Below are 14,377 nucleotides of genomic sequence, written 5' to 3' on the forward strand. Positions count from 1 at the left end.
AGCCGCCTGCGCGCGTTCACTCGGGCTTGGGTTCTTCCTTCACCACAACCTCGGTCTTGCGGGTAAGGCTGTAGGCGATCACCGCCAGACCGATGGCGATCATCGGCAAGGTCAGCCATTGTCCGCGCGATAGGCCGGTGTCCTTGAGCACCCATTCGAGATAGGAATCGGGCTCACGGAAGAATTCATTGATGAAGCGCGCACAGGCGATGCCGACGGTGAACGCGCCGACCATCAGCCCCGGCCGATAGCGCGCCCGCGTCTTCCAGAACAGGAGCAGCATGATAACGCCCATCGCCAGACCTTCGAGGCCTGCCTCGTAGAGCTGCGAGGGATGGCGCGGGATAAACGAGCTGATGCAGGTGTTGGCGGTGTGCTCGATATCGCAGAAGGTCATCGCCCATGGAACGTCGGTTGCACGACCCCACAGCTCTCCATTGATGAAATTGGCGATCCGGCCGAAAAACATGCCGAAAGGGACGTTGACTGCGATGTAATCGCAGATCCTGAGCCAGTTGAGCTTGTTGCGCCAGGCGACCCAGGTAATCGCGATCAGCACGCCGATAACACCGCCGTGGAAACTCATCCCGCCGTCCCACAGGCGCACCAGCCCCCAGCTGATCGGCCCCGGGTGGTTGAAGTCGGTAAACAGCATCGGCTTGTAGAACAATGCAAAGCCCAGCCGCCCGCCGAGGATGATGCCGAGGGTGCAGTAGAAGAACAGGTCGTCGGCATGGCGCTGCGCCATCGGCGCGCCGGGCACCTTGAGCATCTTGGACAGGTGCCAATAGCCCAGCAGGATGCCCGAGAGATACGCCAGCGAATACCAGCGCAGGGTGAAAAAGCCGAGATCGATACCTGGCTTCAGGCCCAGGCTGCTCCATGCAAGGTAATGCCCGCTGCCCGAAGCAGCCAATAGTGACAGCAAAGTCTTATCCTCTTAGCGTGACGCGGACCGCGACAGCGACCGTCCGGCGCGGCTTTTGGCATAGCAATGCGATCTGGGCAATCCGAACGGGAAAAGCCCACGTTGCATGGAATCGCGCAGTGTGTGTAAACCGGTTGCGCATAAAAACCTTGAGAGGACTATCCCCCCACATGCCGACCGAACTCGACAGCGATATCCAGCGCATCACGGCACAAGTTACCGCCCCTGGGCAAATGTTCGAAACCCGCCAGATCGACCGGCGCGGAGTCCAGATGCCCGCATTCGTCAACGCCCCGCCCAGTCTGGCGCATTATTTCGCCCATTTCTGCGGCCAGCATCGCGAAACTCTGTTCCTGGTCGATGGCAACGCGCGGCTGACATTCGGCGAGGTCTATGACGCGGCCCGCCACGTGGCGCACGGTCTGGCGACGACGCACCGGTTGAAGAAGGGCGACCGTGTCGGGATCGCCGCGCGCAATTCTGCCAACTGGATCATCGCCTATATGGGTGTGCTGATGGCAGGCGGCTGCGCGACCCTGCTCAACGGCTGGTGGACGGGCGAGGAACTCGTTTACGGGATCGATCTGTGCGAATGCTCGCTCGTGCTGGCCGACGAGCCCCGCGCCAAGCGTCTGGACGGGGCGGAGCATTCGGCGAAGGTGGTGGTCTTCGGGCATCAGTCGCCCGCTTCCGAAGGCCTCGCACCAATCTGGGCTGAAGGCGACACCGCCACGCAAATACTCGGCGAACTCGGCGCCGGCGACCTTGCCACAATCCTCTATACCTCCGGCTCGACCGGCAATCCCAAAGGTGCCTATTCCGATCACCTTGGGGTGGTGTCGGGTGTCATGAACTACATCTGCCAGACCGCGATGATCCTCCAGCTGCTGACCGAACGCGACGAAGCGCCGACGGTGCAGCCGAGCGCGCTGGTGACCGTTCCGCTGTTCCACGTCACCGGCGAGATCCCGCTGTTCCTCCAGTCGATTGCGATGGGGCGCAAGCTGGTGATGATGCCACGCTGGGACGCGACCGAGGCGCTGCGCCTGCTCGACGAGGAAAAGATCACCTATTTCGTGGGTGTCCCGCTGATGAGCTATGAACTGGCGACGCACCCCGACCGCGACAAATACGACCTCTCGCAGTGCAAGAGCTTTGCCGCGGGTGGAGCACCGCGCCCGGTGGAGCACGTCAACAAGATCAAGGAGGCGTTCCCGGAAGGTTTCCCGCTGCTCGGCTATGGCCTGACCGAGACCAATGCCGTGGGCGCGGGCAATCTCAACGAGAACTATATGGCCAAACCCGGATCGACCGGCATGCCCTCGCGGCCGCTGGTCGACATGGCGATCCTCAACGATGCAGGCGAACCCTTGGCAACGGGCGAGATCGGCGAAGTTTCGATCCGTTCGGTGTGCAATTTCCTCGGCTATTGGAAAAACGAGGAGGCGACGCAAGCAGCCTATACCGATGACGGTTATTTCCGCACCGGCGACCTCGGCTATCTCGACCCCGACGGCTATCTGTTCATCGTCGACCGCAAGAAGGACATCATCATCCGCGGCGGCGAGAACATTTCCTGCATTGAGGTCGAGGAGGCGATTTATGCACATGACAAGGTCGCCGAATGCTCGGTTTTCTCGCTGCCCGACGATCGTTTTGGCGAAGTGCCCGGCGCGGTCTATCTGGTCCAGCCCGGCCAGACGCTGAGCGAGGACGAATTGCGCGCGTTCCTGGCCGAGCATATCGCGCCGTTCAAGATCCCGGTGCAGATGTGGGAAGCGCATGAAGAGCTGCCGCGGCTCGGCACCCAGAAGGTCGACAAACGCACCGTCCGCGCGACCTATGCCAAGGATTACCGGCCCGCGTGAACGGTCTTCGCGTTCCCGCCCAGCGTGCGATCATCGACCGGCGCGCCCTCGCCGGTCGTATCGACGAGTTACACCGCGAGCACGGCGAGAAGGCGCGACCCAAGCTCGTGGCCTTGCTCAAACAGGCATTGAGCGACGGTCGCAAGGAACTCTCGCATCGGCTGGAGGAGAAGCCCTCCTCCGGGCACGAGATCACGGCTGGCTATGCGTTTCTGATGGATCAGCTGCTGCGAGTCATCTTCGATTATGCGACGCAGTCACTGTATCCTGCGCATAACCCCAGCTCTGCCGAACGCATCACGATCGTGGCGGTCGGCGGATTTGGTCGTGCGGAAATGGCACCGCATTCGGACGTCGATATCGCTTTCCTCACACCCCAGCGCGGGACGCCGTGGTGCGAGCAGGTCATCGAGACGATGCTCTATCTGCTCTGGGACCTGGGTTTGAAGATCGGCCACTCGAGCCGCACTATCGAGGACACCATTCGCCTTTCCAAGAGCGACCTGACGATCCGCACGGCCAATCTCGAAGGGCGCTATGTCTGGGGCGACGAGGCGCTTTACGATGAGGTTTCGCAGCGCTTCTGGGCCGACGTGGTACGCGGGACCGAGCGGCAATTCGTGGTCGAGAAGCTGGAAGAACGCAACGCCCGCCACAAACGCATGGGCGACAGCCGCTATGTCGTCGAACCGAATATCAAGGAGGGCAAGGGCGGTTTGCGCGACCTCCAGACGCTCTACTGGATCGGCAAATATATCCATAAGGTGAGGAGCGCCGCGGATCTGGTGGATGTGGGCCTGTTCACACCTACCGAATATCGCAGCTTTCGCCGCGCGGAGAGCTTCCTGCTGGCGGTGCGCTGCCACCTCCACGCGCTGACCGGACGGGCCGAGGACCGGCTGACCTTCGATTACCAGCGCCAGATCGCCGAAAGGATGAACTTCGCCGAGCGACCGGCCAAGAGCGCGGTCGAGCGGTTCATGCAGTTCTATTTCCTGCAGGCCAAGCATGTCGGTTCGCTGACCGGCATTTTCCTCGCCCATATCGACGAGGAATTCGCGCAGAAGAACCGCCAGCGGGGCTTTTTCGCCGGCTTTCGCAGCCGACCTCGCAACCTCAAGGGCTATGTGGTGCAAGGTGGACGTATCGCGGCACCATCGGACGACTGGTTCCACAAGGACCCGGTACGACTGATCGAGATCTTCCAGCTCGCCGAGGCGGAAAGCCTTGAAGTGCATCCGGAGACCATGCGGCAGGCCAATCGCGACAGCGGCCTGATCGACCGGGACTTGCGAGAAAATCCCAGGGCCAATGCGCTGTTCCTCGAAGTGCTGACCGGGCGCAACGATCCCGAAGCGGTGCTGCGCTGGATGAACGAGGCCAATGTCTTCGGCCGGTTCGTGCCTGATTTCGGGCGGGTCAATGCGCAGATGCAGTTCGACATGTATCATCACTATACGGTCGACGAGCACACGATCCGTGCGATCGGCCTGCTTGCGCAGATCGAGAAGGGCGAGCTGGAAGCCGATCACCCTCGCGCCACCCGGCTCATCCAGAAGGTCGGCAGCCGGCGTGTGGCCTATGTCGCCGCGCTGCTGCACGATATCGCGAAGGGGCGCGGCGGGGATCACTCGATTCTCGGCGCGGAAGTGGCCGAGAAGCTGTGCCCGCGGTTCGGCCTCACCGAAGCGGAAACCGAGATGGTCGCATGGCTCGTGCGCGAACACCTGCTGATGAGCGCGACCGCCTTCAAGCGCGATCTCACCGATCCGAAGACGATCGACGATTTCGTTGCCCGCGTGCAGAGCGCCGAACGCCTGCGCCACCTCGCGATCCTGACCTCGGTCGACATCCGCGCGGTCGGACCGGGCACATGGAACAGCTGGAAGGGCCAGTTGCTCGGCGAGCTATACGATACCGCGCAGGAGCAATTGCGGCTCGGCCACATGCGCAGAGGGCGCAAGGAAAGGGTGGCGGCGAGCCAGCAGCAAGTCGCAGATCTGCTGGGCGATGATGCCGGACTGGTCGAGCGCTATGGCAAGACCATGGGCGATGCCTACTGGATCGCCGAACCGCAAGACATCGCCGCGCGCAACTTGCGGCATTATGCTGCGGCGCGCGATCTGGACGACCAGCTTTCGATCCACTGCGCCTTCTACGAAGCGCGCGGAGCGACGCTGGTAACGGTCATCGCCGCCGATCACCCCGGCCTGTTCTATCGTATCGCAGGCGGCATCCATCTTGCGGGCGGCAATATCATCGACGCGCGCATCCATACCACGCGCGAAGGCTGGGCGCTGGACAATTTCCTCGTGCAGGATCCGCACGGCCGCCCCTTTCGCGAGCCCGCCCAGCTCGAGCGGTTGAAAAAATCCATCGCCGACGCGCTCGCCAACCGCATCCCGCTGGTGCCCAAGCTCGCCCAGCGTCCGCTGCCGCATGGCCGCTCGAAAGCGTTCGACGTGCGTCCACGAGTGATCTTCGACAACAAGGCCTCAGGGCGCTTCACCGTGATCGAGGTCAACGCCCGCGACCGCCCGGCGCTGCTCAACCGCCTTGCGCGGGCTTTGTTCGAAGAGGGGCTGGTGGTTCATTCCGCCCATGTCACCGCCTATGGCGAGCGCGCAGCGGACACTTTCTACGTGACCGACGTCACCGGGGGCAAATGTACGCTGGAAGAACGGCTCGACCGGCTCGAGGCGGCGCTGCTGGAAGCGGCAAGCGACGAGACTCAGGCGAAGCTGGAAGACGCCTGACCAGCTCCTAACGCTCGCCGAACAGCGCCGTGCCGACCCGTACATGGGTCGCGCCCAGCTGAATCGCGGTCTCGAAATCGCCGCTCATTCCCATGCTGCGCCCATCCAATCCATGGTCACGCGCCAGCTTGTCGAGCAGTGCAAAGAACGGTGCGGGCTCGATATCGGCGGGTGGCACGCACATCAATCCGGCGAGCGGGACGTCCGCATCGCGCGCCTGCTCCAGCAAGGCGGGCAAATCCGCAATCGCGCAGCCGCCCTTCTGGTCCTCGGTGCCGATATTGACCTGCACGAAACACGGGATGCGCCTGCCGGTCTTGTCGAATGCCTTGGCCAGCGCCTTGAGCAGGCTAGGCCGATCGAGCGAATGTATGCAGTCGAACAGCTGCACGGCATCTTCGGCCTTGTTCGACTGAAGCTGGCCGACGCAATGCAGACGCAGCTCGGGAAACTGCTCGCGCAGCGTAGGCCACTTATCCTGCGCTTCCTGTACACGGTTCTCGCCGAAGTGGATCTGGCCCTGCTCCAGCAACGGCATGATCGCCTCGACCGGCTTTGTCTTGCTGATCGCGATCAGGGTCACATCCTCTGTCTTGCGGCGCGCGATGCGGCAGGCACGGGCGATGGATTCGCGGATGTGTTCGAGCGGGGTGGCTGACTTTTCCATTGGCCACGCGCTATAGTCCCTGTGTGAGCGAGCGCCAGACCCCCTCCCGCAATCTGCCGTTCCTGTGGCTGCTGTCCGACGCGCGCAACGATGCGGGGCTCGAGGACGCGCTGACGGCTCTCCCTCCAGGCTCGGGCTTCGTCTTCCGTCACTATCACCTCGATCCCAAACAGCGCAGGCGCCGGTTTGACCATCTGGTGGAGATTGCCGGGAAGAACGACCACCTCGTTATTCTCGCGCGGGCAAGTTGGGCCGAAGTTGCCGCGTGGGGCGCCGACGGCACTTATGCCGCGCCCGGATGCGAGCTCGGCCAAAGGCTCGCGACAGGGTGGCTCCTCACCACCGCGCATGACGAGCAGGAGCTTGCCGCCGCTGCTACCTGCGGAGCAGATGGCATATTTCTCTCACCCGTATTTCCAACCCGCTCGCACCCTGACGGCGAGGCACTCGGTCCCGAACGATTCCTCGCGCTCGCCAATGCATCGACCACTCCGGTGATTGCGCTGGGGGGCATGACGCGGGAGCGCGCCAAAGCACTGCCCTGGCTCCGCTGGAGCGCGATCGATGGGCTCTCTTCGCGATAACGAACCGGCGCAGGGCGCTTGACGCGCGAGTCCCCGAGTACTCATAAAGGGCTTTGGGACACAAATCTGGACGATCACATGGCAACCCGCGCCCTTACCCCGCCCGACTGGAAGGCAGCATTCCGCCGCTCGCTGCGCCGCGCGCTCGAGATCAGCGGCGCCGGGTTACTGACGCTGTTCACCCTATTCCTCGCGCTCGCGATCATCAGCTATACCCGCACCGATCCGAGCGCCTCCACCGCCGCATCGGGGGCGGACATCCGCAACTGGATGGGTGCGCCAGGGGCTTGGGTGAGCGATCAGGCGCTCGGGTGGTTCGGCTTCCCCGCTGTGCTGCTGCTGCCCTTGCTTTATGTCGCCGCACGAAGGCTGTGGCGCGATATCGAGGTCGACGGAGATGGTCCGACGGGGCGGTGGTGGCGGCCACTCGGCCTGCTCGCCATAGCTATGGCACTGCTCGGCGCCGTGCTTGCATTGGTGTTCGATCCGGGCAGCGGAAGTCTCCCGGCCGGCCCCGGCGGGCTGATCGGCCAAGTGATAGCTTTGGGAATCGGGGGAATAGCGGCGCGCTTCGGTGAGGCGGCGTCGGGCTGGATCGTGCTCGTGCTGGCGCTCGCATGCCTTGCGGGCGGGCTGGCGCTGGCGACGCGCGTGTTCGCGATCGATTGGAGGCAATTCCTGACCTTGCCCGACTTCCTTCATCGCCATCGCAGCACCGATGAGTCCGATCCGGAGGCGTTCACCCGCCGCAAGCCTGAAAAGCGTGTGCGGGCCGAACCGGAGGTCGAGCCGATCGAAGACACCACGCCGCCGCGCCGTGCACCCGATATTCCCGATCCGGCCGCTGCGCCGCGCCGCGCGAGCGTTCCGACCAAGGCCAAGCAGCGCGACATGTTCGCGCAATACGACCTGCCCTCGCTCGACCTGCTGGCCGAGATCCCACCGGAAAAAGGCGTCAAGCTCGACAAGCTGGCGCTGGAACGCAACGCACGCCTGCTCGAAAACGTGCTCGACGATTTCAAGATCAATGGCGAGATCACCGCGGTTCGCGCAGGTCCGGTCGTCACCATGTACGAGCTCGAACCGGCGCCCGGCATCAAGGCCAGCCGGATCATCGGCCTTGCCGAGGACATCGCGCGCAACATGAGCGCAGTGTCCGCCCGCGTCAGCCCGATCCCTGGTAAGACGGTGATGGGCATCGAATTGCCCAATGCCGACCGCCAGATGGTCAGCTATCGCGAACTGGCCGAAAGCGCTGCCTTCGCCGACAGCAAGGGCGCGTTGCCGATGATCCTGGGCAAGGATATCGCCGGCGAGCCGATCATCGCCGATCTTGCCGCCATGCCCCACCTGCTGGTTGCGGGCACCACCGGTTCGGGTAAGTCGGTCGGGCTCAATGCGATCCTGCTGAGCCTGCTGTATCGCTTCACTCCCACCGAGTGCCGCCTGATCCTGATCGATCCCAAGGTGCTCGAACTCAAGACTTACGACGACATTCCGCATCTCCTCAGCCCCGTGGTGACCGAACCGGCCAAATCGGTGCGCGCGCTCAAATGGGCGGTCGAGGAGATGGAGAAGCGCTATCGCATGATGTCGAGCGTCAACTCGCGCAATATCGCCAGCTTCAACGAGAAGGTAAAGGCGGCGATCGCCAAGGGCGCGCCCCTCGGGCGGCGGGTGCAGACCGGCTTCGACCCGGAAACGGGCGAGGAACTCTACGAGGAAGAACAGCTCGATTACGAAGTGCTGCCGCAGATCGTGCTGATCGTCGACGAGCTGGCCGACCTGATGGTCACCGTCGGCAAGGAGATCGAAGTGCTGATCCAGCGCCTCAGCCAGAAGAGCCGCGCGGCGGGCATCCACCTGATCATGGCGACCCAGCGCCCCTCGGTCGATGTCATCACCGGCGTCATCAAGGCAAACCTGCCAACCCGGATCAGCTTCAAGGTCACCAGCCGGATCGACAGCCGCACGATCCTGGGCGAACAGGGCGCCGAGCAACTGCTGGGCAAGGGCGACATGCTCTACAAACCCAACACCGGCGCGATGATCCGCGTCCACGGGCCGTTCGTGTCGGACGAAGAGGTCGAACGCGTGGCCGATCACTGGCGTGCGCAGGGCAGTCCCGACTATGTCGATGCCGTCACCGAGGAACCGGAAGACGGTGGCTTCTCCTTCGAGGACGAATTCACCGCCTCCGACAACCCCGAAGAACGCAAATACCGGCAGGCCTGCCAGATCGTGATCGAGAACCAGAAAGCGTCCGGTTCCTGGCTCCAGCGGCAGATGGGCGTGGGCTATAACACCGCCGCCAAATGGATCGAGCGGATGGAGAGCGAAGGATTGGTCGGCCCGGCCAATCATGTCGGCAGGCGCGAGATTTTCCGCGACCAGGATGGCAATCCGCTTTAGGGCGCCGCCATGACTGCCGTAACCGACGACCATCTGCCGCGACGCAAAAGCTGGGTGTATGGCCCGGCAGGGCGAACGATCGCGCCATGGCGATACTGGTGGCGGCACAAGGTCATCAAGGACATCGACCGGACCGCCGTGATCGCCAAGATCGCGGGCGAGAGCGTACTCACCCCGCGCTACATCTTCATGGTGATGATGTCGGCGGGTATCGCGATCCTCGGCCTGCTGCTGTCCTCGCCGGCGGTGGTGATCGGCGCGATGCTGCTCTCGCCTCTGATGAGCCCGATCCTTGGTGCGGGCTTTGCATTGGCAACCGGCAAGGCCAAGTGGCTGCGGCTATGCGCCGAAGCCTTGGGACTGGGGACGATCTTCGCGGTGCTGTTCTGCGCGCTGATCGTCGTCTTCTCCCCCTTGCAAACGGTGACGCCCGAAATCGCAGCGCGCACGCGGCCCAATCTGTTCGACCTCATGGTGGCACTGTTTTCCTCGCTCGCAGGTAGCTATGCGATGATCCGCGGGCGCGAGGGCACCATTGTCGGGGTTGCCATCGCCACCGCGCTGATGCCGCCGCTGGCGGTCATCGGTTTCGGCCTCGCCACCGCCAACTGGACGGTATTTTTCGGCGCGCTCGGCCTCTACATAACCAACTTCCTGACCATCGCGCTTACCGCGACGATGATGGCACGCCTCTATGGCTTCCGCACCTCGCTATCGAGCAAGCAGGGGCGGTTCCAGAACATCGGCATATTCGTAGTCTTCGTGGGGCTTGCGATTCCGTTAGGTCTCTCGCTCAGGAACATCGCGTGGGAGGCGCGCGCCCAGCGCATGGTCGGCAATGCACTACAGGCCGAATTCGGCGACCGCGCCCGCATCAGCCAGCAGGATATCGACTGGAGCACCAATCCGCTCGAAATATCGGCCACCGTGCTGACGCCAAGCTTCGTCAAGAACGCCGAACAAGGCGTCGAAGCTCGGCTGGACAATTCGCTGGGACGTAAGGTGCATGTCGCGCTCGAACAATTCCGTGTGGGTACCGAAGCAGGCGCAGCGGAACAGGCGCAGATCACTCAGGCGCGCGATGCGGCGCAGAAGGCCGCCGAGGATGCCGCGGTCGCCAACGTCGCGCGGCGGCTGGCGCTGATCGCTGGCATACCCAGCAGCGACGTGACGCTCGATCGGGATGGCCAGCGCGCAATGGCAGTTGCACGCCCGCTGCCCGGACTCACCCTGCAAGGCTACCGCGATCTGGAACAACGCGTTGCAGCCGATGCACCCGACTGGACGATCGCCTTGCGTCCACCCTTGCTGGCGCTTCCGGATATCCCGCTGACCGATGGCAAGCCGGGCGATACCGCCCAACAGCCGATCGCACTGATCAGATGGGCGGCAACGAGGACCGGTGTCCCGGTTACCCTGACGGGTACCAAGGATGCACTCGATGCGGTGATGCCGATGTTGCAAGGTCCGGGGATCACGCTGATCCGCAACGAGGTAAAGCGAGCCGACGCCATTACCACGAAATGGACTGCCAGCGCACCGCCCACGGACGACGGCCAAACGAACTAGGGTTCACCCCCGCGCGATGGGATAGCCGCGCCATTGCTTGATGTTGCGGATCGAAAAGCTCGAACGCATCGAGGACACACCGGGCAATCTCGCGAGGCATTCTCGATGGATCGTATCGAACTGTTCAAGGTCCGCCGCGGCTACTCGCAGCAGGTAATCGGCATTGCCGGACATCAGGTTGCAATCGAGGATGTCATCGAAATCGCGCACAGCCTTTTCGAACCGGTCCATCGCTTCGTGGCTCTGACTGGTGAGCGTGATTTCGACGAACACCACGAGGCTCAGTCCCAACCTCTTGGGATCGAGCCGCGCGCCATAACCGGAAATGATGCCCGATTGCTCGAGCGCGCGAATGCGCCGATGGCACGCCGAGGTCGATAACGCGGCGCTTTCCGCAAGTTCGGCGATCGATTGGGTGGAATCGCGCTGCAACGCTTCAAGTAGATGGATATCGGCACGATCCATGACATTTTTTCCCGTTAATGCATAACAATTCGGGAAATATACCCGATGAGCGCACATGCAAAGGCCAATTCAGGCAAAACATTCCACTTCAAACGGCTTATCATGGCACGAAATAGAAGGAGTCCTGTCATGCGCGTCGGTAGCCCCAAGGAAATCAAGAACCACGAATATCGCGTCGGCCTGACGCCCGAGAGTGCGGGCGAACTGGTCCATCAAGGTCATGAAGTATGGATCGAAACCGGCGCAGGCAACGGCATCGGCGCCTATGATGATCAATATGTCGCCGCTGGCGCAAAGATCGTTGACGGCCCAGACCCGATATTCGCCGAATGCGAGATGGTGGTGAAGGTCAAGGAACCGCAGGCCGTGGAGCGCGCCAAGCTGCGCGAAGGCCAGATCCTTTACACCTATTTGCACCTCGCGCCCGATCCCGAGCAGACCGCCGACCTCGTCAAGTCGGGTGTCACCGCCATCGCCTATGAAACCGTAACCGGTCCTGGCAATTCGCTTCCGCTATTGAAGCCGATGAGCCAGGTCGCAGGCCGCATGAGCATACAGGCGGGCGCGACCGCGTTGGAGAAGGCGCATGGCGGGCGCGGTGTGCTGCTCGGCGGCGTCCCGGGCGTGCTGCCGGGCAAAGTCACCGTGATCGGCGGCGGCGTGGTCGGCTTCAACGCCGCGCAGATGGCCGTCGGCCTGGGCGCAGACGTCACCATTCTCGACCGCGATCCCGAGGTGCTCGAACGCCTCGGCATCCATTTCGAAAGTCGCGCCAAGACCCGCTTTTCCAACAAGGCCAACCTCGAGGACGAAGTGTGCAACGCCGATCTGGTGATCGGGGCGGTGCTTATCCCCGGCGCGGCGGCCCCCAAGCTGGTGAGCCGCGAGCTGCTCAAGAAGATGCAGCCGGGCAGTGTTCTGGTCGACGTCGCGATCGATCAGGGCGGCTGCTTCGAAACCAGCAAACCGACCACCCATGCCGACCCGACCTATATCGTCGACGATGTCGTCCATTATTGCGTTGCAAACATGCCCGGTGCCGTCGCGCGCACCAGCACCTATGCGCTCAACAACGTAACCCTCCCCCACGCGCTGCAAATCGCCAAGCTGGGCTGGCGCGATGCGCTGGCGGCCAATCCCTATCTGGCCGAAGGGCTCAACGTCCACCGCGGCCAGGTGACCTATGAAGCCGTCGCGCGTGAGCTAGGATACGATTACGTGCCGGTCGAGAAGGTGCTCAAGAACGGCTAAGAAAATGGGCGCGCTGGCCGGAATATGCCGGATGGCGCGGCCCTTTTTTCATGCAAGTTGCAGGTAGCGTCCCTCGAACTGCGCGATTTCACGCAAACGGTCGATATCGAGGATCGTCAACCGCTTGCCCGACAGTTCGATCAACTCATCACGCCGCAATTGTTGGAGCGTCCGGTTGACGTGGACAGCCGAAAGGCCGGTGGCAGCGGCCAGATCGGATTGCACCAGCGGAAAATCACAGGTTGCCCGGTCGGTCAGTCCGACTGCATGCAACCTCAAATGCAATTCCACCAGTAAATGGGCCATGCGCTCATCGGCCCGGCGTTGCCCCAGGCTCAACAGCCACTCTCGTTGGATCGCGGCGGTGATTTGCTCCTGAGCCAGAAGTGCCTCGACGAAGCCAGGAACACTGGCAGCGAGTGCGTCGGTCTGCTCGGGGTTTACCAGCATGTAGCGCACCTGTGTGATCGACTGGATCGCATGATCCATCGCCCCCGCCAGCTGTTTGCCTAGATTGCTCACGTCACCGGGCAGGACAAACCCGACAATCTGGCGTCGCCCGTCGGGCAAATCCTTGTAGCGACAGGCCCACCCTTCCAGCAGGACAAGCGCCGAAGGTGTCGGATCTCCTTCGCGAATCAAATCGACCCGTGCCGCGCCGCTGAACGCCACCGCTGCTCCGGCCCGCTCGATGGCCAAACAGTCGACCGGAGACAGCCGGACCGGAAGGGTGGATTGCAAGGACAAACAGATCACCAGTTGAGGATTAAAGGTGACGAAGGCCTTTAGCTTCCCGACAGGTTTCGGCTTTTAAATAAGTTAATCGAGCAAGATAATTCCACGATTCGCCAATATTGCGGGCAAGGCGAATATTTTGATGGAACCATGGCAGCCGCCTGCAAACAACCGCAGCGCTCAGCTCGATTTCTTTGCGATTGGGCTGAAAATGGCGGAGACAAAGTCCACCCCGGAAACGCCCCATTGGGTTCGAAAAATTCCGATTTAACCATGCGTTAGCATTAGGTTTGGCGGCCTTATGTCCCATGGAGTCCGATGCGGCCCGCGCCGAAGCATTGCGCCGCATCGGCTTCAAGGATTGTGCCGCTAGTGCCATCGCAATGAAGACCGAAAGCCTGAAGAACCCGAAGCACGTTGCACAATGGACTTCGACGCTGGAAATTAAAACCCTGTCCGGATGTCCGGTGACACCTCAGCCGAGCAGGTGGCCAAGGATATCCGACGTAAGTCCCGCCGACACTTCTCCGCCGAGGACAAGATCCGGATCGTGCCGCGACCACTGACGAGGTGAAGGAGCTGCGCCGCGAGGCGCGCGATCGGAAGTCCTCCTCGCTTGGCCGATGCTGCAGGCCTCATCCGTCTCGTCGCCGTGGCCGATCTCACCCTGGAAAACCGTCTGCTCAAAAAAGCATGACCGGGCTTGGGGGAGACGACGTATGAGATATCCCGCATCCGATAAGCTCGATATCTCCTTAGGGTCAGAAATCGATCTGGGGGATCAATTTCCCGAAGGGGCGGATCGTCGAGATCGCGCTGGAGTAGACTGTTCAACCGTGCATAGCCGAACGGAAAACGGCTTCTAGACCCTCTCATGCTCACCGCTGGAGGTCTGTCCCGACCCTTGCCGGACCGATGCGCGCGGACGAAGATTCCTTATTGGGAGAAATCCCCAAGAAAGGCCGTTTGGAAGCTCAGCTCCGGATACTCCTGTGCCGGCAGTTCCAGCAATTAGGGCGTGAAATCCTGCGCAGGTCGAATTCACATCTGACCAAACTTGACCGAACTCATTTGTTAGACATATGAAGCAGACTCGGTCATACTTGCGGAAAGACAGGAGGGTATGTCGTGGCCTTAAGACG

The 14,377-nt window shown here is 62.3% G+C and carries 11 protein-coding genes and 1 pseudogene; 7 read left to right on the forward strand and 5 right to left on the reverse strand.

The genetic code is table 11. The annotated features are described in order from the left end of the window. Positions 1-16 precede the first annotated feature (16 nt). Positions 17-928, reverse strand: a complete 912-nt coding sequence (gene lgt, locus GRI58_RS05110) for a prolipoprotein diacylglyceryl transferase (RefSeq protein ID WP_160752503.1) — start codon at positions 926-928, stop codon at positions 17-19. Between the two features lie 170 nt (positions 929-1,098). Between lgt and GRI58_RS05115 the strand changes: the two genes are divergently transcribed. Both GRI58_RS05115 and GRI58_RS05120 read left to right on the forward strand, forming a co-directional pair. After that, a complete protein-coding gene (locus tag GRI58_RS05115; protein WP_160752504.1) occupies positions 1,099-2,796 on the forward strand; it encodes a class I adenylate-forming enzyme family protein in 1,698 nt (565 codons plus the stop codon). Beyond that, complete coding sequence (locus GRI58_RS05120; protein WP_160752505.1) at positions 2,793-5,552, forward strand: [protein-PII] uridylyltransferase; 2,760 nt, start codon at positions 2,793-2,795, stop codon at positions 5,550-5,552. Before GRI58_RS05115 ends, GRI58_RS05120 begins: the two co-directional genes overlap by 4 nt. Before the next feature lie 7 nt (positions 5,553-5,559). Here the strand turns inward: GRI58_RS05120 and GRI58_RS05125 are convergent, their stop codons facing one another. After that, positions 5,560-6,219 carry a YggS family pyridoxal phosphate-dependent enzyme gene (locus GRI58_RS05125; RefSeq protein ID WP_160752506.1) on the reverse strand — a complete coding sequence of 220 codons (660 nt, stop codon included), beginning with the start codon at positions 6,217-6,219 and terminating at the stop codon, positions 5,560-5,562. 23 nt (positions 6,220-6,242) lie between these two features. On the opposite strand from GRI58_RS05125, the gene GRI58_RS05130 reads away from it, so the two are divergent. From GRI58_RS05130 to GRI58_RS05140, 3 genes are all read left to right on the forward strand, one after another. Continuing rightward, positions 6,243-6,803: a thiamine phosphate synthase gene (locus tag GRI58_RS05130; RefSeq protein ID WP_337190883.1), complete on the forward strand. Its 561-nt coding sequence runs from the start codon at positions 6,243-6,245 to the stop codon at positions 6,801-6,803. A gap of 78 nt (positions 6,804-6,881) precedes the next feature. Next, entirely contained in the window at positions 6,882-9,215 is a 2,334-nt protein-coding gene (locus tag GRI58_RS05135; protein WP_160752508.1) for a DNA translocase FtsK, read from the forward strand. Positions 9,216-9,224: 9 nt separating this feature from the next. Then, complete coding sequence (locus GRI58_RS05140) at positions 9,225-10,784, forward strand: DUF389 domain-containing protein (RefSeq protein ID WP_160752509.1); 1,560 nt, start codon at positions 9,225-9,227, stop codon at positions 10,782-10,784. 3 nt (positions 10,785-10,787) lie between these two features. Here the strand turns inward: GRI58_RS05140 and GRI58_RS05145 are convergent, their stop codons facing one another. After that, entirely contained in the window at positions 10,788-11,249 is a 462-nt protein-coding gene (locus GRI58_RS05145) for an Lrp/AsnC family transcriptional regulator (protein ID WP_160752510.1), read from the reverse strand. Positions 11,250-11,378: 129 nt separating this feature from the next. Here GRI58_RS05145 and ald point away from each other — a divergent pair, with 129 nt between their 5' ends. Then, positions 11,379-12,500 carry an alanine dehydrogenase gene (gene ald / locus GRI58_RS05150; RefSeq protein ID WP_160752511.1) on the forward strand — a complete coding sequence of 374 codons (1,122 nt, stop codon included), beginning with the start codon at positions 11,379-11,381 and terminating at the stop codon, positions 12,498-12,500. Positions 12,501-12,548: 48 nt separating this feature from the next. Here the strand turns inward: ald and GRI58_RS15850 are convergent, their stop codons facing one another. Together GRI58_RS15850 and GRI58_RS05160 are read right to left on the reverse strand one after the other, a co-directional pair. Then, positions 12,549-13,172, reverse strand: a complete 624-nt coding sequence (locus GRI58_RS15850; RefSeq protein WP_160752512.1) for a helix-turn-helix domain-containing protein — start codon at positions 13,170-13,172, stop codon at positions 12,549-12,551. Positions 13,173-13,266: 94 nt separating this feature from the next. Further along, positions 13,267-13,584 carry a hypothetical protein gene (locus tag GRI58_RS05160; protein WP_160752513.1) on the reverse strand — a complete coding sequence of 106 codons (318 nt, stop codon included), beginning with the start codon at positions 13,582-13,584 and terminating at the stop codon, positions 13,267-13,269. Positions 13,585-13,695: 111 nt separating this feature from the next. Here GRI58_RS05160 and GRI58_RS15620 point away from each other — a divergent pair. Further along, a pseudogene (locus GRI58_RS15620) lies at positions 13,696-13,987 on the forward strand (IS3 family transposase); the annotation flags it as partial. Positions 13,988-14,377 lie beyond the last annotated feature (390 nt).

This window comes from Qipengyuania algicida, from assembly GCF_009828025.1.
Classification (GTDB): Bacteria; Pseudomonadota; Alphaproteobacteria; order Sphingomonadales; family Sphingomonadaceae; genus Qipengyuania; species Qipengyuania algicida.